The sequence below is a fragment of the Methanolobus mangrovi genome, assembly GCF_031312535.1.
Classification (GTDB): Archaea; Halobacteriota; Methanosarcinia; order Methanosarcinales; family Methanosarcinaceae; genus Methanolobus; species Methanolobus mangrovi.
Genome location: NZ_CP133594.1, coordinates 657,249 through 679,493 on the forward strand (window position 1 = coordinate 657,249; position 22,245 = coordinate 679,493).

The 22,245-nt window shown below is 41.7% G+C and carries 22 protein-coding genes; 10 read left to right on the top strand and 12 right to left on the bottom strand.

Annotated elements, in window-relative coordinates; genetic code table 11:
* The first annotated feature begins 19 nt into the window (after positions 1 to 19).
* The gene (locus RE476_RS03285) at positions 20 to 754 is read left to right on the top strand and encodes an NAD-dependent protein deacylase (protein ID WP_309308974.1); all 735 of its coding nucleotides are present in this window, start codon (positions 20 to 22) and stop codon (positions 752 to 754) included.
* Here the strand turns inward: RE476_RS03285 and RE476_RS03290 are convergent.
* The 3 genes from RE476_RS03290 to RE476_RS03300 all read right to left on the bottom strand — a co-directional run bounded on the left by RE476_RS03290 (position 736) and on the right by RE476_RS03300 (position 2,410).
* Positions 736 to 990: a TfoX/Sxy family protein gene (locus RE476_RS03290; protein ID WP_309308975.1), complete on the bottom strand. Its 255-nt coding sequence runs from the start codon at positions 988 to 990 to the stop codon at positions 736 to 738. The two genes, RE476_RS03285 and RE476_RS03290, sit on opposite strands and share 19 nt — an antisense overlap.
* A gap of 14 nt (positions 991 to 1,004) precedes the next feature.
* Positions 1,005 to 1,706: a pirin family protein gene (locus RE476_RS03295; protein ID WP_309308976.1), complete on the bottom strand. Its 702-nt coding sequence runs from the start codon at positions 1,704 to 1,706 to the stop codon at positions 1,005 to 1,007.
* A gap of 194 nt (positions 1,707 to 1,900) precedes the next feature.
* Positions 1,901 to 2,410, bottom strand: a complete 510-nt coding sequence (locus tag RE476_RS03300; RefSeq protein ID WP_309308977.1) for an Hsp20/alpha crystallin family protein — start codon at positions 2,408 to 2,410, stop codon at positions 1,901 to 1,903.
* A 223-nt stretch (positions 2,411 to 2,633) separates the two neighbouring features.
* On the opposite strand from RE476_RS03300, the gene RE476_RS03305 reads away from it, so the two are divergent.
* From RE476_RS03305 to RE476_RS03315, 3 genes are all read left to right on the top strand, one after another.
* Positions 2,634 to 3,896 (top strand): diaminopimelate decarboxylase, encoded by a 1,263-nt coding sequence (locus RE476_RS03305; RefSeq protein WP_309308978.1) that lies wholly within the window; start codon positions 2,634 to 2,636, stop codon positions 3,894 to 3,896.
* 159 nt (positions 3,897 to 4,055) lie between these two features.
* Positions 4,056 to 5,627 carry a S8 family serine peptidase gene (locus RE476_RS03310; protein ID WP_309308979.1) on the top strand — a complete coding sequence of 524 codons (1,572 nt, stop codon included), beginning with the start codon at positions 4,056 to 4,058 and terminating at the stop codon, positions 5,625 to 5,627.
* 208 nt (positions 5,628 to 5,835) lie between these two features.
* Positions 5,836 to 6,228 carry a secondary thiamine-phosphate synthase enzyme YjbQ gene (locus tag RE476_RS03315; RefSeq protein WP_309308980.1) on the top strand — a complete coding sequence of 131 codons (393 nt, stop codon included), beginning with the start codon at positions 5,836 to 5,838 and terminating at the stop codon, positions 6,226 to 6,228.
* A gap of 78 nt (positions 6,229 to 6,306) precedes the next feature.
* On the opposite strand, the gene RE476_RS03320 is transcribed toward RE476_RS03315, so the two are convergent.
* The gene (locus RE476_RS03320) at positions 6,307 to 6,507 is read right to left on the bottom strand and encodes a helix-turn-helix transcriptional regulator (protein WP_309308981.1); all 201 of its coding nucleotides are present in this window, start codon (positions 6,505 to 6,507) and stop codon (positions 6,307 to 6,309) included.
* A gap of 74 nt (positions 6,508 to 6,581) precedes the next feature.
* The gene (locus tag RE476_RS03325; RefSeq protein WP_309308982.1) at positions 6,582 to 6,998 is read right to left on the bottom strand and encodes an HIT family protein; all 417 of its coding nucleotides are present in this window, start codon (positions 6,996 to 6,998) and stop codon (positions 6,582 to 6,584) included.
* Between the two features lie 108 nt (positions 6,999 to 7,106).
* Between RE476_RS03325 and RE476_RS03330 the strand changes: the two genes are divergently transcribed.
* Positions 7,107 to 7,352 carry a hypothetical protein gene (locus tag RE476_RS03330; protein WP_309308983.1) on the top strand — a complete coding sequence of 82 codons (246 nt, stop codon included), beginning with the start codon at positions 7,107 to 7,109 and terminating at the stop codon, positions 7,350 to 7,352.
* A gap of 130 nt (positions 7,353 to 7,482) precedes the next feature.
* On the opposite strand, the gene RE476_RS03335 is transcribed toward RE476_RS03330, so the two are convergent.
* Together RE476_RS03335 and RE476_RS03340 are read right to left on the bottom strand one after the other, a co-directional pair.
* Positions 7,483 to 7,959 carry a hypothetical protein gene (locus RE476_RS03335; protein ID WP_309308984.1) on the bottom strand — a complete coding sequence of 159 codons (477 nt, stop codon included), beginning with the start codon at positions 7,957 to 7,959 and terminating at the stop codon, positions 7,483 to 7,485.
* A 423-nt stretch (positions 7,960 to 8,382) separates the two neighbouring features.
* Entirely contained in the window at positions 8,383 to 10,317 is a 1,935-nt protein-coding gene (locus RE476_RS03340) for a VIT domain-containing protein (protein WP_309308985.1), read from the bottom strand.
* 210 nt (positions 10,318 to 10,527) lie between these two features.
* Here RE476_RS03340 and RE476_RS03345 point away from each other — a divergent pair, with 210 nt between their 5' ends.
* Positions 10,528 to 11,136 (top strand): hypothetical protein, encoded by a 609-nt coding sequence (locus RE476_RS03345; RefSeq protein ID WP_309308986.1) that lies wholly within the window; start codon positions 10,528 to 10,530, stop codon positions 11,134 to 11,136.
* 637 nt (positions 11,137 to 11,773) lie between these two features.
* Here RE476_RS03345 and RE476_RS03350 read toward each other — a convergent pair.
* The gene (locus RE476_RS03350) at positions 11,774 to 12,190 is read right to left on the bottom strand and encodes a hypothetical protein (protein WP_309308987.1); all 417 of its coding nucleotides are present in this window, start codon (positions 12,188 to 12,190) and stop codon (positions 11,774 to 11,776) included.
* Positions 12,191 to 12,797: 607 nt separating this feature from the next.
* Between RE476_RS03350 and sfsA the strand changes: the two genes are divergently transcribed.
* Positions 12,798 to 13,562, top strand: a complete 765-nt coding sequence (gene sfsA / locus RE476_RS03355; RefSeq protein ID WP_309308988.1) for a DNA/RNA nuclease SfsA — start codon at positions 12,798 to 12,800, stop codon at positions 13,560 to 13,562.
* 14 nt (positions 13,563 to 13,576) lie between these two features.
* Here the strand turns inward: sfsA and RE476_RS03360 are convergent, their stop codons facing one another.
* Positions 13,577 to 14,929, bottom strand: a complete 1,353-nt coding sequence (locus RE476_RS03360) for a PqqD family peptide modification chaperone (RefSeq protein WP_309308989.1) — start codon at positions 14,927 to 14,929, stop codon at positions 13,577 to 13,579.
* Positions 14,926 to 17,061, bottom strand: a complete 2,136-nt coding sequence (locus RE476_RS03365; protein WP_309308990.1) for a M4 family metallopeptidase — start codon at positions 17,059 to 17,061, stop codon at positions 14,926 to 14,928. Before RE476_RS03365 ends, RE476_RS03360 begins: the two co-directional genes overlap by 4 nt.
* A 363-nt stretch (positions 17,062 to 17,424) precedes the next feature.
* Here RE476_RS03365 and RE476_RS03370 point away from each other — a divergent pair, with 363 nt between their 5' ends.
* Positions 17,425 to 18,825 (top strand): alanine/glycine:cation symporter family protein, encoded by a 1,401-nt coding sequence (locus RE476_RS03370; protein ID WP_309308991.1) that lies wholly within the window; start codon positions 17,425 to 17,427, stop codon positions 18,823 to 18,825.
* A 44-nt stretch (positions 18,826 to 18,869) separates the two neighbouring features.
* Here the strand turns inward: RE476_RS03370 and RE476_RS03375 are convergent, their stop codons facing one another.
* Positions 18,870 to 19,058, bottom strand: a complete 189-nt coding sequence (locus RE476_RS03375) for a hypothetical protein (RefSeq protein WP_309308992.1) — start codon at positions 19,056 to 19,058, stop codon at positions 18,870 to 18,872.
* 247 nt (positions 19,059 to 19,305) lie between these two features.
* On the opposite strand from RE476_RS03375, the gene RE476_RS03380 reads away from it, so the two are divergent.
* Both RE476_RS03380 and upp read left to right on the top strand, forming a co-directional pair.
* Positions 19,306 to 20,547, top strand: a complete 1,242-nt coding sequence (locus RE476_RS03380) for a uracil-xanthine permease family protein (RefSeq protein WP_309308993.1) — start codon at positions 19,306 to 19,308, stop codon at positions 20,545 to 20,547.
* Positions 20,548 to 20,601: 54 nt separating this feature from the next.
* Positions 20,602 to 21,300: a uracil phosphoribosyltransferase gene (gene upp / locus RE476_RS03385; protein ID WP_309308994.1), complete on the top strand. Its 699-nt coding sequence runs from the start codon at positions 20,602 to 20,604 to the stop codon at positions 21,298 to 21,300.
* A gap of 79 nt (positions 21,301 to 21,379) precedes the next feature.
* On the opposite strand, the gene RE476_RS03390 is transcribed toward upp, so the two are convergent.
* Positions 21,380 to 22,096: a protease inhibitor I42 family protein gene (locus tag RE476_RS03390; RefSeq protein WP_309308995.1), complete on the bottom strand. Its 717-nt coding sequence runs from the start codon at positions 22,094 to 22,096 to the stop codon at positions 21,380 to 21,382.
* Between the last annotated feature and the right edge of the window lie 149 nt (positions 22,097 to 22,245).

Below are 22,245 nucleotides of genomic sequence, written 5' to 3' on the forward strand. Positions count from 1 at the left end.
CGGGACGTAAAATATAATCATGCACAGATTGGCGGAACTTCTGGAAAGCTCGAAAAACTGTGTTTTCCTGAGCGGAGCTGGAATTTCTACCTTATCAGGTATACCTGATTTCAGGGGTAGCAATGGTCTGTACACAAGATATGATGCGAATAAGATATTCGATCTTGAATGTTTTCGTAATGATCCCGCTTATTTTTATTCACATGCAATGGACTTCATCTATAATCTGGATAGCAAGAAGCCTAATATTATTCACAATACTCTGGCCACTCTGGAAAAAGAAGGATTTGTTAAGGCTGTCATTACCCAGAATATTGATCTGCTGCACCAGAAAGCAGGGTCTATTAATGTTATAGAGATCCATGGTTCACCTGCAAATCACAGATGTGTCTCCTGTAACAGGGATTATTCCTATGATGAGATTTGTGAAATGTTAAAAAAAGAACCAGTTCCTTATTGTTCTGAGTGTAATGGGCTGATCAAACCAGACATCACGTTCTTTGGGGAAATGCTTGATCATAATTCGTTTACAAAAGCCGTAGAAGCAAGTTCAGGAGCAGATATTTTTGTGGTAATCGGCTCATCACTTGTGGTCCAGCCAGCAGCCAGTCTTCCACTCTATTCACTGGAAGCCGGGGGAAAGCTTGTAATAATCAATAACATGCCTACTCCCCTGGACAGATATGCGGTTCTTAAGTATAATGAGCTTGGAGAGGTTTTCAATTATCTTTCCGATCATTTCAGGGAGAGATAATACTCTTTAAGAGCCATCTTTTCATTTTCAGGAAGATCATGCCATCGCATCCCCAGAATGGCTCCTTCCAGTGCATAGAGCTTGTTTATACATGAGGTTTCATCGATGGTCATTATTCTTTCGAATACTTTCCTGCTTCCAAGCTTGGCAAGTTCAGCCGGAGTTTCTACTCCGACCTGCTCAAGCTGTTCTTCTATCTTTTTGCCGATATTTGGAAGTTTGACAAGATCACCCATACACTTCAGCTTTTTCAGTATTTACCGGTGGCATCCACAAGAATGAAAAAGGAGTCACTTTCTGCTTTGATGATCAATGGCTCATTCTGGTTTATACGAGCCTGATCATAAATTTCAAGTTTTTCCCCGCATACATCAAGCTCTCCTTCAATCACATAGATGAAAACATATCTGGCGATATCGGTTAGAAGGTCGAACATCTGTCCCTTCTCCAGTTTTGCAATAGAAACAGTTACATTAGCACGTATTTTGAGAGCACCTGGGTATCCCTGTCCGGCAACATGAACAAGTTCGTTCTTCTGTGACATCACATCAAAGTTCTTTTTATTTGATGTAGGTGCCATGTTCTCTCTTAATGGATTGATCCACATCCTGCAAAGGCGTGTGTCTTTGTCTGTGAGATTCATTCCTGAAAATGATATGCCTTCACCAGCAGACATAACCTGTACATCACCGGCTTTCAGGACCTCTTTTGCTCCTGTACTGTCTTCATGGGTCAGTTCTCCTTCGAGAATGATCGTGATTATTTCTTTGTTGTCGACGGATTCCGGCTTAAATGCTTTTCCTGCCAGTAAAGTATCATCGTTAAAGACCTTAAGGTCTCCAAAGTGAGTGTTCTTCATGTCCAGATAATCCGCATAGGAAAAGAGCCAGTAACTTTGTGATGATTCGGTATCCACAAGATGTCTTTCGTTTGATTTTACAATCTTTATCATGATGATCTTCCTTGATTTTCTGTCTTATCTGGCATTGGTGTTTAAGTATTTGACTGTCAGGTATGTTTCAGTATGTCTTCAGAAGATCTTATAGCTGAAGCTAAGTGCAAAATAATCTAAAACAGAATCAAAATGATCATGGTAAGCGACTGGAATCAAAATAGAGTTAAAGAAAAGAGAATAGAAAATACCGCTTATTCTTCAGCGGCATTTTCAAACACAAGTTCAAGTACACCGTTCCTGTAGCTTGAGATCATGCTTGTCGGGTCCACTTTGCATGGGAGGTCTATTACTTTTGAATAGCCGGTACCACTGGTTATAACGGTTAGTTCCACATGGGACTCGTAAGAGTGATATTCCACACTATTTTCTTCAACTCCGAGATCTGCCATCAGGAATACCTTATTCTCTGCCTCAAAGACATCTATGAAAGGTTCCTGGTTGAAGATATAGAAATCTCCCTCAGTTTCTTCATCGTCATCTTCGTACTCGAAGGGTTCAACTCCATGTTGACCTCTAAAGCCAAATATTGTCGGCTTTTTTCCTGGCTGGTTGATTATTGTAAAACCATGGATCACAGGTTTGCCGCCATTTTGCTTGATACTGCTGGCGAACATTTTCATGATGTGCTCTATCAGTTCATCAATGCTTGCAATCTTATCCTGTGAATCGTCATCACCGGAGTAATGATCCTTGTCATTCATTCCTATATCCTCTTTTCTACAAACTCATCTATCAACAAACAGTTCGTTTCGAACATTTCCGAAACTATAATAACCCCTTATTGTTCTATAATATGCGAACAAGTCATATAAATATTATGCGTTCTAAAAAAGACAGGAATGTATGCCTTTTTGACACTTTTCCAATCAACTATTTATTTGTGAACCGAGTTTTAGGGAACCAGACAATAAAAGAGGAAGACCAATGGTGTCAAAACAAGTTCCTTTCACAAAGGAAAAGCTAACAGAGATAATTGAAAAGTATCCTACACCTTTTCATATTTACGATGAGAAGGGAATCATTGAGAATTCAAGAAAGCTCAAAGAAGCATTCAGTGAAGTAAACGGTTTCAAGGAATATTTTGCTGTAAAAGCCCTGCCAAATCCGTATATCATGAAGCTGCTCAAGGCCGAGGGTTTTGGTGCTGACTGCAGTTCCCTTCCGGAACTTCTGCTTGCAGAAAATACCGGAATTGTTGGCGAGAATATCATGTTCAGTTCCAACGACACTCCTGAAGAGGAGTTCATCAAGGCAAAGGAACTGGGAGCTATCATAAACCTCGATGATATCAGCCATATTGAGTTCCTCGAAGAGGTTGCCGGATTACCTGAGATCGTCTGTTGTCGTTACAATCCAGGTCCTCTTAAGGAAGGAAACGCTATCATCGGTAATCCTGAGGAAGCAAAATACGGTTTTACAAGGGAGCAGCTTTTCGAAGGCTACCGGATGATGAAGGAAAAAGGTGTCAAAAGGTTCGGTATGCACACAATGGTGGCTTCCAATGAACTGGACCCTGAGTATTTCATTGAGACTGCAAAGATACTCTTCGAGCTGATAGCTGAGCTATCAAAGGAACTTGATATCAAATTCGAGTTTGTGAACCTTGGCGGTGGAATAGGTATTCCTTACAGGCCTGACCAGGAACCAGTACCTTATGATGTCATTGCTAAAGGTGTCAGAAAGGCTTATGATGAGATCATCAGAGGAAATGGCCTCCATCCACTGAAGATATTCCTGGAATGTGGAAGGGTAATTACCGGACCATACGGTTATCTTGTGACCACTGTTCGCCACCTGAAACATATCTACAAGGACTACGTGGGTACTGATGCATGCATGGCCAACCTCATGCGTCCGGCTCTGTATGGTTCATACCATCATATCACTGTGATGGGAAAGGAAAACGAGGAAGCTTCACAGCTTTACGATGTCACTGGTTCACTTTGTGAGAACAATGACAAGTTTGCCATTGACAGGCTCCTTCCTGAAGTTACCAGAGGAGATGTCCTTGTAATTCATGATGCAGGAGCACACGGTCATGCTATGGGTTTCAACTATAACGGCAAACTCAGGTCAGCAGAGATACTCCTGAGATCCGATGGAAGTTTTGTAGAGATAAGAAGGGCAGAAACAGTGGATGACTATTTTGCAACACTGGATATGTCAGGTCTTTCTGCCTTTGAATGAATATTATAATATTCATTCACTTTTTAAAAACACGCATTTAATGGCTTTGTAACTGATTTATTTTTACACAAATGTACATGATTTTTTCATAACATACTTATAGGTGTCCATTAACCTGTAGTAATGTTGCTTACTTTATGTTCAAAAACTGGTGATTTGATGAATAGACTACCAATTACGTTACTGATGATTGTGTCGATATTGCTCTCCTTTGTGGTGGCACCGGCAAGCGCTGTACCGAACGATGATGAAAAAGTTCCTGTTCTTATTAAATTTAAAGGGAAAACAGACGCTCAGCTTGTAAAAGCCAATGGTGGAAGTATAAAATACGAATATGATGTTGTTCCTGCCATTGCCGCAGAGCTTCCTCAAAAGGCAATAGATGCTCTTTATAAGAATCCGAATATTGAACTTATTGAACCTGATAGAATAGCCCAGATAACAGAAGAAACAATTCCATGGGGAATAACCAGGGTTAATGCGCCTGCTACTCAGGCACTTGGTTTTACCGGTAGTGGTATTAAAGTCGCTGTGATCGATACCGGTGTTGATTACAACCACCCTGACCTTGCAGCAAATTACCTTGGCGGTTATGACTACGTTAACGATGATAATTATCCGATGGATGACCACAGCCACGGAACCCATGTTGCTGGTACCGTTCTGGGAATTGATAATGAAATAGGAGTGCTTGGAGTTGCTCCGAATGCAGGTTTCTATGCTCTTAAGGCTGCAGACAGCACTGGGTACGCCACATACAGTGATATTATAGCATCCATCAACTGGGCTGTGAATAATGGTGCTGACGTAATTACCATGAGCCTTGGTGGTTCCCCTTCTTCCACACTCGAAGCTGCATGTGATAATGCATATAACAGTGGTGTTGTGGTCGTTGCAGCAGCCGGAAACTCCGGTGGCGCAGTAATCTATCCTGCAGGCTATGATTCTGTTATCGCAGTCTCAGCTACTGATTCCAATAATGTTAAGGCTTCATGGTCATCATACGGTCCTGAAGTAGAACTGGCAGCTCCTGGTGTATCAATATACTCCACTATGCCTGGATCTTCATACGGCTACAAGAGCGGTACAAGTATGGCTACACCTCATGTGACTGGTGTGGTTGCTCTTCTGCTCAGCACAGATGTATCAGGAACAAACCTTGACCTCGATAAGGATGGTACATGGGATCCTGCAGAGGTACGTGCAAGACTCCAGAGCACAGCAACTGATATTGGAGCAAGCGGACAGGATGACTACTATGGCTATGGACTTGTCAATGCCCTGGCAGCAGTCTCCGATCTGGAACAGGCACCTGCTGTAGAGGACCCAGTTGAAACGGTTACACCTCCTGCTGATGAAGCACCTGCAGGAGATTCCCCGGTAGAAGAAATGCATCTGAGTGATCTTTCTGTTACTACAGATTACTCTGTTAAAGCCAACAAACATGTTTTTGCATATGCAATTGCAACAGCTACTGTTGTAGATGTTGATGGTAATCCTCTATCTGGCGCAACAGTTACCGGTGACTGGAGCGGCCTTGTTTCAGGAACTGTTTCTGCTGTGACTGATTCAAGTGGTGTTGTTACATTCCAGTCCGCCCAGTTGAAGAATCCATTAGGAAGCTTTATCTTCACAGTTACTGGTGTCACACTCGATGGTTATACATACAATTCCGGTGCAAACGGATTTGAAAGTGAAGTAAGTGCTGATTTCACTTTGTCATTGAAGTAAGGGAATACAGGTACCAATCGGTACCTTCTTTTTCTATTTTTTGAAATTCTTTTCTGGTTTATGGTCATTTTGACTGCCAATGATTATAGTTCTATTTTTATAAAATTAGGCATGCTGTTAATGTGAACATGTACATTTCAGGCATTTTTCAATATCCAATCCGGTATAATTAATACTAAAAGGCTAGTATCATTGATTGGGGATATCTATGCAAGTACAGACCGGAAAGAGAATTGAGCTAATCGATATTACGGACAGGGTACGAAAACACGTTAGTGAAAGCGGTGTGCAGAACGGTATCTGCGTGTTAAGTACAAAGCATACGACTACTTCGATAATTGTCAATGAGAATGAGTCAGGTCTTGTTTCTGATATTCTGAAGCTGCTGGAAAAGCTTGTTCCACCACATGCAGGCTATGCTCATGACAGGATTGACAATAATGCTGATTCCCACTTGAAAGCTGTACTCCTTGGTAACAGTAAAACGATGCCTGTTATCAACGGGAAACCCTTGCTTGGTACATGGCAGAGCATCTTTCTTGCGGAGCTGGATGGTCCCAGGACAAGAGAGGTCACTGTGACTGTTATCAGCAGTGACTGAAAAAGTGTAAGAAAACTTATCAGGAAAGTATCAGAAAGAAAGCAAAAAAAGTAAAGAAAAAATAGGAATAAAAAAGGTTTATTCGCTTGTTTTTTCGTAGTCAGCGTGTGCATAGAAGCATCTTTTAGGAGAACAGACGGCATCTGCGCTCTTGAGGTTCTTGAGTATTTTGCTGACTTCTTTGCTGTCAAGACCTGTTGCTTCAGCGATCTCGCCCGGTCTCATTGGTTTTGCTGCATCTTTAAGCGCGTCAAGTACTTTCTGTTCATCGTCTGCCATGTTTTATTCTCCTGTAATTGATTGCAATAAATGTGATCGATCATAATTAATTTAGTGTATTTAGTTGGTTGCAATTAATCGAATGCTTCCCTGATGGATTCAGCCAGTTCTGCAATGTTGTCTGTTGAAGGATGCAATTCTACGATGGTGTGCATGTTCCCCTCACCGTCACCAACACGTCTGGGTATGATGTGAACGTGCACATGTGGCACTGTCTGTCCTGCAATCTCCCCATTGTTGATGCCGATATTCATTCCTTCCAGTCCAAGTGTCTTTTCCAAGGTCTTTGCAACCTTGTTCACAAAAGCGAACAAAGAAGCTGCATCTCCTTCTTCCATATCCGTGAACCTGCCAAAGTGCTTCTTAGGAAGAACAATGGTATGCCCCTCAGAACATGGATATATGTCGAGAAAAGCATAAACAAACTCATCTTCATACACCTTATGCGAAGGAATCTCACCAGCAACGATCTTGCAGAATAAACAATCCATATGAATCACCCTCTTTCTTTGATTGTTGCAATATTTAATGATTGTTGTTGGGCAAATCCCAAAAGGCATTATCAAGTAAGTGAATAATGCTGGAAGACATTAAGTGATGTGTTCCTTGATTACATAGACCATCCTGAAGCACAGTTTGAAGGGGATGTTAGGGTTCTGCAAAGGAGACATCTGAAGCCCAAAGGATGTGTTTACATTAACAAGGAAGCCAACAAGGTTGAAATCCAGGAGCTTGAGAGCAATAAGGTTGAAACTTATCTTGATATCAGTAAGATTCATGAATGGATACTTTCTCTGGAGCAAAAAGATGCACGGCAATGGAAATCAAGGATAGGGGTACACTGAAGAGAATTAAAGATAAAATCAGACAAGGTAAAAAGCTAAATAACGAAAAATGAGCGGTGAAGGTGTTAGTAAGCAATTTTTGCCTGATTCGACCTTTAAAATCACCACAATAATCCTACATTCATTTCCTTTAGATTGTTGCAGGGAGTTTTTCTTTCCAAGCATTGCAGAAATCTCTGTAGACTGGACGGAAGATAATCAAGATAATCACCGCTAATACTATTGCAATGTTTGAGGCTATAGCAAAATATTTGACAAGTACAATGACCAAAACTTCCGCAGCATTTTTTTTCCCTAACTTGAAAGCTTCAGCAAGCATATTTCGGGGTTCATTATCCTCAGATGAACAAAGTACATTGTGTATCCCTATCTCCAATCTTTTGAAGATCCATATTCCGAGTTTCTTCAATTTGTCTTCAAACCCACTTTTGTCCTTTTCATGAACAAGTGGCCTGTACTTACTGCTCTCAGTTACATTTGTTATATTTGCTTCGTAGCGTCTTCCAAGCTCCATATAAAGTTTGTTTTCATCAGTTTCCAATAATGTTTCCGATAATGGTAATAGATTTTCCAAATCTAATTCAGTTTGCATATTCAATTCAGACACATTTGTAACCCCTTTTAATTGACGTATTTAGGCTATTCAATTAATTACAGCCAAAAGCTCTCCTGCTTTCAGCTGATTTGGTACAGAATTTCACGTTAATATTCCCAAACTAGAAGAGATCTGAGTGAATACCCCTAATTCATATCCCTTCAAATATTATTTATTTTCTTCAAACTATTTAAATTTGATATATTATCTTTTTTAGTTATAAATATAATTGGCATTATCTAAAATTCTAATATTAGTTGCAATTAAAATTGTTTAGATCGTAACACCATAAAAATATAAAATGGCCTCCCATGAAGTTTATAAATCGCTTGTGTGTCACAATGACAAAAGCATTGTCCTATTTAGAGTTGTATATATCCCAAAAAGCTACATAGAGAGGTTCAATCTAAACCTCTCCATCTAACACAAAAATCTCTACTCACGTTTCCTTAACACCAACATCACCCCAATAATTCCCACAGCAGCATACAAAGCCTCAAACCCGGGTGATTCTTCTTCTGCGGTTTCTTCAACGGGAATTTCCTCCATAACCATCTCTTCTTCAGCAGGCATTTCTTCTATCGCTTCTTCCGCAACCTCGGAATCATCCACAACTACACTCTCGTCCATTCCCATTTCTCCAGGAGGCATACTGTCGGTTACATCTTGCTTCTCGGTTTCAGGTATTTCCACAAAGAGCGAGGTGTATGGGGTCACAAACTCGAATTCAAGTGAGAGGTCGGTAACTGCAGTAACAAGGTCGTCAGTTTCGCCTTCCACCTCGATCCTGTCAAGCAGGTCGTTGATAGTTTCGTAAGCCCATAATCTTGGGATGAAGGAATTTTCTGCTTTTGGCAGAATTGTGAACTGGTTGTTGAATTCCTGGGTTCCTGAGCGGCTGGTAGCTTTGATCTCAGAGCTTATGGTGCTGGTTCCGGTGTTGTATTTTCCGAGTACAATAGCGTCAGAGCCTGCAAACAGGCTGCTTTCTACAGTGTTCACAATATCCGATACCTTTCCGTTGTAACTGAATTCTATATCCGTTATCAATGGTGTGGATATGGTTGCATAGAAATCGCTGATACCTTCTTCTGCACCAGTGGTGGAGGTGAAACGCTCGGCTTTACCGTTATTCTCCAGACTAAGCGCCCTCAGCGACTCATAATATTCCTCATGCTCAATTCCAAAAGCGATGCTGAATATGGAAACATCCACCTTGTTAGCTTCCATGACATTCTCACGGATCACATACCTGGAAGTAACGCCGGAGGTTGGTTCACCATCAGTGAGGAATACTATTATCGGGACATTCTCGGTTTCATCGTTGAACATTCCAAGTGCATTCAACAGAGCGTCATTGATATTTGTGCCACCGTCGGCGTTCAGATTGTCCACAAATTCTATGGAATCCTTTTTGGAGCTTGCATTTGCTTCCATCAGTTGTTCTGAATAAGTATGCACTTCTCCGTCAAAGAATATCACATTGAAACGGTCGTTGGCCGGCAGACCATAGATGATATCAGAGAACACACTCTTGACCTGATACATCTTTTCCCCACTCATTGAACCGGATTTATCGATAACGAAAATGATGTCCTTGTTGAGTGCTTTTGTGCCCAGGTCATCCTCTGTGGGTGAGAATATGTGCATCATATACCCCTGACCGCCTGTTTCGTAGAAGAGCATCTCTCCGTTCAGGGCAGGGTTATTGGTCGTGAAAATAATATTGAGGTCGGAATCAGGAACTGATTGTGAGTTATATGTCACCTGTCCTTTGGTGGATGAAAGATATTCTGTGTTTGCTTCGGCAAATCCGGGAGTTTCCAGGCTGAGGATCTTGTTCACAGAGCTGATATCCACATTTACGGACAGGTTGTTTATATTGCGATAACTGCGAAGCGGCTGAGTATATTCATATTCCCCAAGGGTCTTTTTCAATGCCTGTTCATAGGTCAGCCTGACAATGATACTCTGATGAGGTTCAAAGTTCAATGCATAGCTGAACCTGTCCTTGCCTGCATCTGTCAACAGTCCTGCTGACCTTCCTTCAGATACGGCTTCCTCAAACTCTTCTTTGGCCTGAGTTTTTGGAAGTACCTCTGAATTGTATTCCTCCCCATCGATGATTATGGTAAAATCGGATATGAATGCATCTTCGGATTTGAATATACTAAAATCATCATAGGCAGCTTCATCTTCATTGCTTGTTATTTTCTGCTCAACGGTGGTAACTGCATATCCGTTGTTGATATCAACATCTATACTCATGTAATCGACCGATGCAGTAGCCATAGCCGGTGAGGCCGCTAACAATATCGACAGAAGAATGGCTAGTGGAAGATAAATTTGTTTAATTGCTCCTGTTTTCACATATATTCCCCCTGACAACAATTCCAGTAACTTGTTGAAAAGTCCTGTTTTTGAACTGTTATTCAGTCTGATATGCTTAACAATGTATAATTATTCCTACTTATATCTAGTGAATTTTAACAGTGTGGTGGGTGAAAAAGTATCGATATGGCATGTCAAACAAAGAATCTAAATAAATTACATCCATATCATTTATGGTGAGGGTTATAGTTGAATTTCAGTAGAAAACTGATCATAACGGCATCAGCAATCATCCTGCTTCTGCTCTCGTTCGCATTCCTTGACATAGGTGTAAAATCAAGCATCACAAATGCAGAATCTACAACCAGTGCATATTCCAGCGGAGAAACTGAAAATCTTCTCTCAATAGATATCATTCTCTATCTCGATCAGGAAAATGGTTTTGACACGATGGTGGAAAAACAGTTGATAACAACTTTTGAGGAAACCGGCTATTCAGTGACCCTTACAGATGAAATAAAAGATGATTATAGTTCCCAGTTTGTTTTTGTGAACGTTATTGATATGAATATGTTCTACACTCCGTTGTACTCAAAATCCTATGTTGATGTCATGTTCGGATTTTCCTCTACAGGTAAGACAAAGTATCTGGATATTGAAGGTTCAGGTGACAGGAAAGCGGTTGTATTCTCATCAGAAGATGAAGATGATTATCAGTTTCTTGCACAGGGCGATGTCACTTTATATGATGAAACAAAGGGTATTTTCACCTACAACTCTTACCAGAATCATATTGCCAGGGAGATTGCCAGATCAGTTGCTTCAGAGTTAGATTCCCAGCTAAAGACCCGCAATTGAATCCTGCAAAAAAGCTATACAGTTTTCGTTTCAGCCGATGAGGTTGCTATAAGAGCAATACTTTCCAGCAATGGCTCTACGGGCCAGCTATCATATTCACTAAATAATGGCGATATCGATGTTGATATTGAATGCAAGAGCTTTTTGAAGAAGGCAGCACTTGCAGCTTTGAAAGCGTTTGCGTAGTGATATTTGTTTTTTGTTTTTGATTTTGGGAAGGGGGATTCTCAAAAACCTCAAATATTCGTTGATGAAGAATCTATCAAGTAGAATGTGTTGGCTCTGAATCCTGAAAAGACAAGAGAATATGGAATTAAATATAGGAGACGCTCAAGAGAATGAAGGACAGGATATTGAGTGGTGGGAGTTCAATTTCAGGATAAAAAAAGTGAGGAAATTGATAAGTGGATTTTGATTCATGATTAAAACTAGATGTAAGCTAAAAACTTCTGATTAACTATTTCTTAATCCTTTCTACGCTGAAAGAAGAATGCCAGATCAAGTATAGTAGCTATCGGAACTGTTATCGTGGGAAACTCTAAATTTGGACACCTTTTCATCACTATAAATAAAATTATAGAATCCAAAACTTTGTAATCATTAAAAAAGAAAAGTAGATTCTTATGTTGAATCTGAATCAATCTGTAGGAACAATTCTTATTGAATCAGTACCTTCAATGGGTATACCATCATAAGTTTCGCCTGTCAAAGTTGTATCAGCCTCTCCCAAAGCTATTCCAGTCTCTTTAACCTTAAATTTAAGCACAAGATCCTGATCCCCGTCCCCATCGACATCTTCAATTGTCCATCTTAGTGGTGAAGCTGAGGCAAAAATCACAGTAGTGGGGTCTACAGTGGATGCATCAAAGTCATCTGTAGTCAATATTGCAACTGAGATTACACCATTACTTTTCAGATTTATGGAATTTGGCTCTGAACCAGGTTTGATGTCAATGTCAATATCTATATCACCACCGTTAGCCAATGCAATGCCTGCAGCCATTGTCATTAGTAATAATGCAATGGCGAAAATAATCAACTTGTTTGTTTTCATTTCTATTTCCCCCATGAATCCAGATATGTTTGGATTTTTAGATATATTACACTAGTTTCTCTTTAACATTGAGTATAGTCTTTGCGAAACAATGTTCCTTCAAAAGTTAGTAAAGTTATTATGAAAATAGACGCATAATATATCAGATGCTATTTTTTAATAAATGCAAGCTTATAAAATAACAAGTATTATTCATCAGATTTTTGAAAATAATTTAATTTACATTTAAAAATGAGAATGGTGTTTATTTTATCGGCATCAACGTCCATTTTATTTCTTAGTATTTCTAAGGAATAATGTTTCGCATTGTTTTATGTACCATGAGCAAAAGATGATGAAATGTATTCTAACTAGCTTAGAATATCGTACCACCTTTCTCAACTAGTTATGAATACTATCGTATCGCCGGACACCGATATAATTATCGGTGTCCTTTTTGGAAAACATCTGGATTTTTTGATTTGTTAGGATTGTATCATTGTTTAAAATTACTGTTGCGTTTTTTGGTTATTACTATCACCCCAATTGAATGTTATAGGATTCAGATTTGCCCCCCCTTCTATTTACATAACGTCTTTATTGAATCCAAGCACATCAGGAACAAGCTATGAAAACAAAAACTCCGCCATCCTCAATCCCCTCCAAAAAAGTCCTCCAAATCCCCACCGACACTGAAGGCATTCTCATAGAGCGGCCAAACCGTTTCCTTGCCATCGTTGAGATAGAGGAGAACGGCACTAAAAAGCAGGAAAAAGTCCATGTGCATGATCCCGGCAGGCTCATTGACGTGTTCTATCCAGGTAACAGGGTGCTTTTGAGGAAGGCCAACAATCCGAAGAGAAAGACAGGATGGGACATGATAGCGGGGAGGATATCTGATAACTGGATACTCATTAACTCGGCATTTCACAGGCAGATATCCGGCTGGGTTATTGAGAATGGGGTTGTGGATTTTTTCAGTAATGCAGACAGTATCCTGCCAGAGCAGAAGTACGGTGACAGCAGGCTTGATTATCTGATCCTGAAAGAGGGTAAGAGTATATGGGTGGAGGTTAAGGGCTGCACACTGGCAGAAGGTAGGGTTGCTTCGTTTCCTGATGCTCCGACCACGCGCGGAAAGCGCCATCTTGAAGAACTCATCAAGGCAAGGACTGAGGGATATGAAGCCGCAGTGCTCATTCTTGTTCTCAGGCCGGAAGCAGAATGCTTCACGGCAAACGGGCTCATCGATCCTGCATTTGCAGAGACTTTTAAGAAGGCTCTGGAAGCTGGTGTAAAAGTGTTCCCGCTTTTATTCTCATTTGAGGATGGGGTGATATGTTATCACTCCCAGCTTCCTCTTTGCGATAAGGTGCTCTCTGCGGAAAGCTAAAAGCAGGATTTCCCTTATCGATCCGGTTTCACCAGCCAGCAGTGGCAGTTTGACTGGAAGATATCCCCGTGGGCAAAATTAGCTGCAAGGCAGCTTCCCCTGCAAACAGGAAGCCAGTCGCATTGCTGACAGCTACCGTTAACATCCGAGGTTTTCAGGCTCCTGAAATAATTGAGGAAACGGGAATTGTTCCATATCCACTGGAAATCTTTTTCTTTCACATTCTCTGCTTCTGCTCCCGAAAAATAATTACATGGGAGTACCTCTCCGCTGGATGTGACGGTACAGTAGGAAATTGCACCATCGCAGCCTATTCTCGTATCAGCATCAATCTCCTGTTCAGGAGGCAGGCTGAAAGTGCATTCGAATTCCATTGGAGCTATATTGACACCATCCTCCTCTTTCTTAGCATGCAGGAATTCTGTCAGCTCTCTCATTCTGGCAGGAGCCACTTCCAGTTCATCCGCATACTTCCCGCGTCCGAACGGGACAAAAGGGAGGATACGGAATGTCTGCACTCCCATCTCATTCGCAAGCTCGTAAAGGCGGTGGATATCATCAATATTCATTGTAGTAACTGTGGCTGCAAGGGTAACAGGAACACCTGCACGTATCAGAAGCTCTATTCCATCCTTCGTTCTCTGCCACGACCCGGGATGCTGGCGGAATTCATCATGCACAGCAGGTTCCGGTGAATCAAAACTTACCTGTACACAGGCACCTATACTGGCAAGTCTTTGTGCAGCATTCTCGTCTATCAATGTCCCGTTGGTGGCTACCTGTATCGAGATACCTTTTCCTGCTGCATATTCAGCAATGTCGAAAAAGTCCTTTCTTACCATAGGTTCCCCGCCACTCAGTATGAATTGACTGATGCCGAAGCCCGCACACTGATCTATAAACTTGCAACACTCGGCAAAGTCCAGCTCCTCTCTGCCCTCCTCTCCTGCGCTTACAACACAGTGCTTACACCTGAGATTACATCTTGATGTCAGGTCCCACAGAACAGCTAAAGGCGGTGGCAGTTTCCAGTAATTGAGTCTTCCTCTTCGCCACCATAGCATCCCGTCCCCTGTGAGCTTTTCAAGCAGACTAGAACTCATATCAACAACAGTATTCCTGTCAGTTCTATAAGCTCCTGAGATTTCCGTGATTATTTCATCAAGGGTCCTGTATCCGTCACAGAGCTTCAACAGCCAGAAAGCAGGCTCATTCAGCTCATTTTCTACTCCTGTGATGGGGTTTTCTATGACCCATACCTCATCTTCATGTTTTATCCTGAAAGGAAAATATGGCACAAGCTCATTTCTATCCAAAATAGAAAAAGGTCCGGGAACAGTTCCCGGTTCGTTTTTCGGCAATATCACTTTAGTTCCCCAAGCATCACAAGGGTCTTCTTTCTCCAGTCATGCATCTTAGCTTCCGATATTCCAAGAGCCTTCGAAAGTTCAGTGATTTTCTTTTCATTCTCTGTAGCCTTCATGAAATCTCCCAGTGTCAGGATAGATCTTCCCTTGAAAAGATTTGCAGTTTCAGGACCGATTCCTACAATTTCAATTATATCCGTTTTCAGTGTTATTTCAGGTCTTCTTACACGGATGTCCGGGATATATGGTGGCAATGGATCAGGTCCAGGCAGACATGAAAGTCCCGGAGACGGTGGGCATGCAATATGCGGTGAAGGAGGACACACTACTATTGGAGATGGCGGACATACAATATCCGGTGCAGGTGGGCAGATATATGGTGACGGAGGGCATGCGAAATGCGGTGATGGCGGGCAGATATATGGTGACGGTGGACACAGGATGTGTGGTGCAGGTGGACAGATGAACGGAGCTATCCAGCATATCATCGGACATGTGACCGCAGTACCTATGCCAACAGCAGCGAAAGCGTTTATAATGCTTGCTCTCCAGCGTGAATAATGCGGGTTGGTTGCATAGAGATCGTCAAGCGAATCCAGCACAGCATCCCTCATATCACTGAAATCAGAACTTGATACCAGATGGGTTGTAAGCGCCTGATAGTAAATAATACCAAGAACATCACGTCCAAGTCCTTCACATATCCTTATACCACGATGTGTCCCACCGGTTGCTATCAGGTAAGCTGCTTTGTTCATGATACCGCTGTTTATGTGTACTCCGCCGTAATCCTGGGCTCCGGTGTATTTATCGGTCATATGATCTGGCTGATGGCCTGCAAGAACACTGTCTATCGGATTTGCCGGATCATACAGGCCGCCATTGGTAGGGTCTTCCATATTACGTGACCCTGGTGCAGAAGCCAGCAGCCATGCATCTTCCCCGAAGATCCAGTTACCGGCTATAAGGGCGGCGAAAACATCCGACATGGACTCGTTCAGGGCACCTGATTCCCCGCTGTAAACAAGATTTGCAGTGTATTCAGTGACAGCATGTGTCCACTCGTGTGCTATTATGTCCAGTGCGCAAAGAGGATCATATTTTATCCCATCACCGTTACCTATCTTGACATAACTTCCATTCCATGATGCATTGTTCCAGTTTGCTCCGCAATTTGCATAAATATGCATGTCAGCGCCGGCATCATCGTAGCTGTCACGTCCGTGAACGGTAAAGAAGTAGTCATACACCATTCTTGTATAGAGATGACAATCAACGTCAGGTCCCTGAGATGCTGCAGACCAGTTGTTATTATTATCTTCAGATACAGGAGCAGGAGGATAGCCTCCGTTAGCATCGTGGGTTGTTACCCTTGCAGAACTTGGTAACCACTGGTCGTCAAGCTGATATTGGGCAGAACCGTGGTCGTGTACAGTATTAATAGTTACAGCACCGGAATATCTTCCGATTCCTGAACCGGTGGTCCGGGTATGCGTCTGTTCATTATTGTATTTCCAGACAATTTCTCCGCTTAGTGCATCAACAAAATATTCCCATTTTGCAGGCGTATCGTCCCCTTTAAGGTCCCTGTCCATACCATTGACAGTCACGTGCCACACAAGATGGGGTTGTTCCACAAATTGTGTAAGTATCATAAGAGCAGGCTCTGCATGCAGGCGACCCAGGGAATTGTTCCTGTCATCACCAAGTGCTACTTTTAAAGCCTGTTCATCAGTGATCTTTGGTTTTTCAGGCAGGTCTATTCCGGGTGTAAGTTTCCCAGTTGTTCCTTTTATTTTATTATTTGCGTCAATATGGACTATAATTTCACTGCCAAACACGGGCAGTTCTTTGTAAACCTGCTGCATGCGTACATGTCTGGCTCCAAGCCTGTCAGTATCTATTCTTTTTAGCAGCATTTCCTTTTGTACAGAATCCAGTAAAAAAAGTCCTTTGTTCTGATCAAGGAATTCAATGGCAGCAATACCCGGATCTAAATGCTCTGCCTGTGCAAGTACTCCTTTTACTCGCAATGGGCTGCCGGTTTGTTCGTCCCACTTTATCTCAATATTTGCATCTATCTTTTTTAGATTCTCTAATACGTCTGTTTGTTTCTTACTCGGATTATACATACCTGTCTCCCCTGAGTATAGTTCCCACTAACTAACATTACTGATGTTCTGATCATTGAGAATATTGCTTAAGTTTTCAGACTTAGAGTACCCCTGCTAAGTTCTGACTAAATACCTCTCCCATTTATATTTGAGGGCTTATAAATTATAAAGTTTACTCTCAAAAACATTTTAATATTTTTATTTATCTCACAAAAAGATTCCTGTATGCTCTGCAATCAATTCCAATCCCAGGATTCATATTGCCAATAGGGATGAGAGCAGATAAATCTCTAAAGCTTTCTAAAATTGATATTGAATTCGTCATTTGTTAAATACTTATATATGTATCTCCGCTCAAATTAACTTTTACGGGGTTATGGTATGGGTTTACTTGATGTTATACGGGAAGTGGTGAATCATTCATCCATACTTACATCACTTACAGAGATCGACGGTTTTATATGGGGTCCGCCGTTGCTGACATTATTGATTGGAACAGGACTCTTCTACACATTCCGGCTTGGCTTCATCCAGATAAACAGATTACCCCTTGCCCTGAAATACGTTATTGGGTCAAGAAAGGCTGAAAAAGGTTCGCAGGGAGACATATCCAGTTTTGGTGCCCTTAGTACTGCCCTTGCAGCTACAGTGGGGACCGGTAACATTGTAGGAGTTGCAACGGCAATAAAGACAGGTGGGCCCGGTGCTCTTTTCTGGATGTGGATAGCTGCATTTTTCGGAATGGCGACCATGTATGCGGAATGCCTGCTCTCTGTAAAATACAGGACTTTCGATGAGAATGGACAGGTTTCAGGAGGTCCTATGTATTATATCAAGAATGGTCTTGCAGACAGGTCCTATAGCGGCCTGCTCTCCAAAATGTTTGCTGTCTTTGGTATTTTCGTCGGATGCATGGGTATAGGCACCTTTGCCCAGATGAATGCTATAGTTGATTCTGCAAAGATAACCTTTGATATCCCTGTCATCTACACTGGTGCAGTGGTCACCGTATTCGTGTTCCTTGTGATCATCGGTGGTATCAGGAGCATTGCAAAGGTTGCACAAGTGGTGGTTCCTTTCATGGCTATAGCTTACGTTCTGGGATCAGTATTGATATTGCTTCTGAATCTGGACCAGGTACCCTCTGCAATCTCCCTGGTGTTCAGGTCAGCTTTCAGCAGGACAGCAGCAACAGGGGGCTTTCTGGGAGCATCCATAATGATGGCAATACAGTTTGGTGTGGCAAGGGGTGTTTTTTCCAACGAAGCGGGACTTGGTAGTACGCCCATAGCTGCTGCTGCCGCCAGGGTCAAAAGTCCTGTAAAACAGGGTCTGATCTCCATGACTGCAACTTTCTTTGATACTATTATTGTCTGCAGCATGACGGGAATGGTACTCATCATAAGTGGTTCATGGAAGGGTGAACTTGCAGGAGCCTATATGACGAACTATGCGTACTCATCCGTACTGGAAAATATTGGTACTTATGTGGTGGGAATAGGATTGATGTTCTTTGCCTTCACCACCATACTCGGCTGGAACTATTATGCAGAACGCTGTACTGAGTTCCTTTTCGGTGTGAAAGCAATACTACCTTTCAAGTTCGTATACATATTAATGGTATCAATGGGTGCATTCCTGACCCTTGATATTATATGGGTACTGGCTGACATATTCAATGGCCTGATGGCTGTTCCCAATCTGATAGCCCTGATAGCATTAAGAAAGATTGTAATATCCGAAACAAAGAACTATTTTGATGAGATGAAAAAAGAGTCGTGATAAGTTGTTTTATTTTCAGAAAGCCGTATAAAAAAGAGTTTCTATTATTTCTTCTCTTTTTTCTTTTCACCCTCATCGGAAGTTTTGCACCACTCATCGATTATAAGATCATCAGCACTCTTCTTTTCGTCCTCTTCGGTGGGGACTTCACACCAGTTCTGAATTTCATCATCAAGTGATGGTATCTCTATGTCTTCGGTTTTTTGTTCTTTTTTATCATTCTTTTTATCCATCAAATGCCTCCAGAATCAAGTATCTATCTTCATGTTCAAAAATGTTTTCGCGTGCCGTTCTTATTTTGCATTGTTATTTTAAGTTCTTATTTTTTAATTAATCCTCAAACAATAACAAGCCTAAAAAATGAATGATCACTGGTGAAAAATCGTTGTAACTAAAACTCCGGTAGTTATATCTATTCTGGTGAAGTCTGTTTCCGAAAGTAGAAATAGAGTTAGTTTTAATCATTTTATGGAGATTGGTATGAAACGGATTGTTTTAGGATTCCAGCACGTACTTGCGATGTTCGGTGCCACTGTCACTGTTCCGCTGGTCGTTGGTTCTGCAATAGGGCTTCCACTTTCGGATATTGCAGTGATGATACAGGCTGTTCTTCTTGCGATGGGAATTGCAACCTTGTTACAGACATTTATCGGTTCTAAGTTCCCCATTGTTCAGGGTTCGAGTTTCGCCTTCATTCCAGGTCTTATTGCAATCGGTTCCGGGATCGGACTTGCTGCGGTGGAAGGTGCCCTGATAGTCGGGGGTATTGTTGAAGGGCTGACCGGGGCGTTAGGACTTATCGGTAAACTGAAAAAGCTGTTCTCACCCCTTGTTACGGGCATAACCATCATGCTTGTGGGTTTCTCTCTTGCCAATGTGGCTGTACAATATTCTTTTAACTATTTTGCCGATGCTTCCGGAGCTACTATTCTGCCTTCTTCTGTAATTGCCCTTACGACATTCATTACCACAATACTTGTTGCACTGAAAGCGAAAGGAACATTCAGGACCATGCCGGTGATTGCAGGTGTACTGGTCGGTTACATTATGAGTATTGCATTCGGACTGGTTGATTTTACTCTGGTGACAAGCCTTCCGTTTTTCAGCCTACCTAAGTTGCTTCCCTGGGGCACTCCGGTTTTTGACATAAGTGCTATAATCATACTTCTTTTCGCATTCATGGTCAGCATCATTGAAAGTGTGGGTGATTACCATGCTATATCCACTATTGCAGACCTGTCAATTGACAATAAAAAAATAAATCGTGGTATTGGTTCGGAAGGTCTTTCATGTTCCATTGCCGGTGTATTTGGTGCATGTGGTACCACCAGTTATTCAGAGAACATCGGTCTTGTGGCTCTTACAAGAGTTTCCAGTGTGCAGGTTGTGCAGATCGGTGCAGGTATTCTCATATTGTTCTCACTTATCCCTAAATTCTCCGGTCTGCTGGCATCAATTCCTGCACCAGTACTCGGTGGCCTGACAACAGCACTCTACGGAATGATCGGTGTTACAGGTCTTAAACTAATAAAGGACAGGGTGGAGCTGAATGACAGGAACACGCTCATTCTGGCAAGTTCGCTGGTACTGGGTCTTGGTGCCCCGCAGCTTCCGGCAGAATTCCTGGCAAATTTCCCGCAGGTAATTGCAAGTATCCTTGCATCCGGGATGGCCGTAGGTGCCATATCAGCAATAATAATGGACCAGTTGCTCAAAGAGTAGAGAAGATGCTAATAACAGGTAATCAAACTAATACATTCAAACACAGGTGGTAATATGATAAAAGATAATAGATGGAATGGTGTTTACTCATTTGAAGATTCTCCGTACCTCATGGAGATCCTCACCGAACTTCGTTCAAAAGAAACGGAGAACATCAAATTCAGGAAAGGTCTGGTCAAGTTGGGAAGATACATGGGCTATGAGTTTACCAGGACAATGGATTTCAAAAAGACCAGAATCGAGACCCCTTTAGAGAAGACAGATGGTGTTGCTTCTGGTGACAGGGACCATGTATTCATTATTACGGTTCTCAGGGTCGCCATACCTCTTATGGAAGGTCTCATCAAGACACTTGAACATGCAAGGGTGGGAATCGTCTCTGCTTCAAGGGGTAAGGCACCGGATTTTGAAATTGAGATGAATTACATTAAGGTTCCGCGTATAAAGGAAGAGGACACCTTGATAATCTCAGACCCGATGATAGCAACCGGTTCTACTCTCCTGAAGACCATTACAGAGATAAAGAAATGTGGTAATCCGAAAAGGATAGTTATAATAGGTGTGCTTGCAGCACCCGAAGGGATAACTGCGATAAAAGAAGAGTTTCCTGATGTTGAGATATATGTAACAAAGATAGACAGGGAACTCAACGACAAAGGTTACATCCTTCCCGGTCTGGGAGATGCAGGTGACAGGGCGTTTGGCGAGCCAATTAACATTTCCCTGCTTCCTATGATGCATAATCTCGAATAAGATATCAACAGTATTTCCCGGAAAAGAAGTACAAAAATAGTAAAAAGGATCTGTTATCCAGGTAACAGATCACCTGTTTTTATTCGCTGACCTCAGTAATGGTCCTTATTTCGATCAGCTGTCCCCACATGTGGAAACTCATCAGGTCGTTTCTTGGGTATGCAACGAATTCGACCATGTTTCCATCATTTTGAAATTGTTCTGCAAGGTTTATCGGGTCATAATGTGACTCATCTTCAGCGATAATACCGTAGAATCCACCTTCAAGTTCCAGATATGCAATTGTTCCTGTTCCTTTTATAAGTTCATCTTCCTCAAGAACCATGACATTCAGTTTGAAGGTGTCTTCAGCTCCGGTCTTTTCTTCCCATGGACGCATGTAAATTGCAGATATATTTTGTTCACCCGTATCAACGACTTCGAATGTCCACTGGTGGAAACCACCTGCACCAACTAGTTTCTCAGTTCCTTCTTGCTGTTCATAATTGTCTTCTTTGAGTTTCAGTCCATCGCCGTGAGTCAGGTTCCATGAATAACCTGTTGTGGGATTCTCTGTGAGTTTCACGAGGATTGTGTCTCCCTTTATGGCATATACTGTATTCTGACTGTCATTTTCTGAATAGGAGCTTGTGATGGGCTGCACCATGTCAGTTATCTCATCTGCGGTGTTATTATCCTCACTTGTCGGCAATTCTCCCTGCACATTATCTTCATCTGATGCTACACATCCTGAATTTAGGATTACAAGTGAAAGTATTGCGATTAAAGCAATGATTTTGATGAATTTATTATTCAAGCATGTCATCTCCCCCTTTTTGTTCATTAATAATTGTTTTTTAACTATATACGCATTTATTTAGCTATGGGCTTGTAGCCGGGTTTCTGTCAATGTGCATGTCATTATATTCTCAATAGATATATTTAAATAATATAAAGTAGTACATA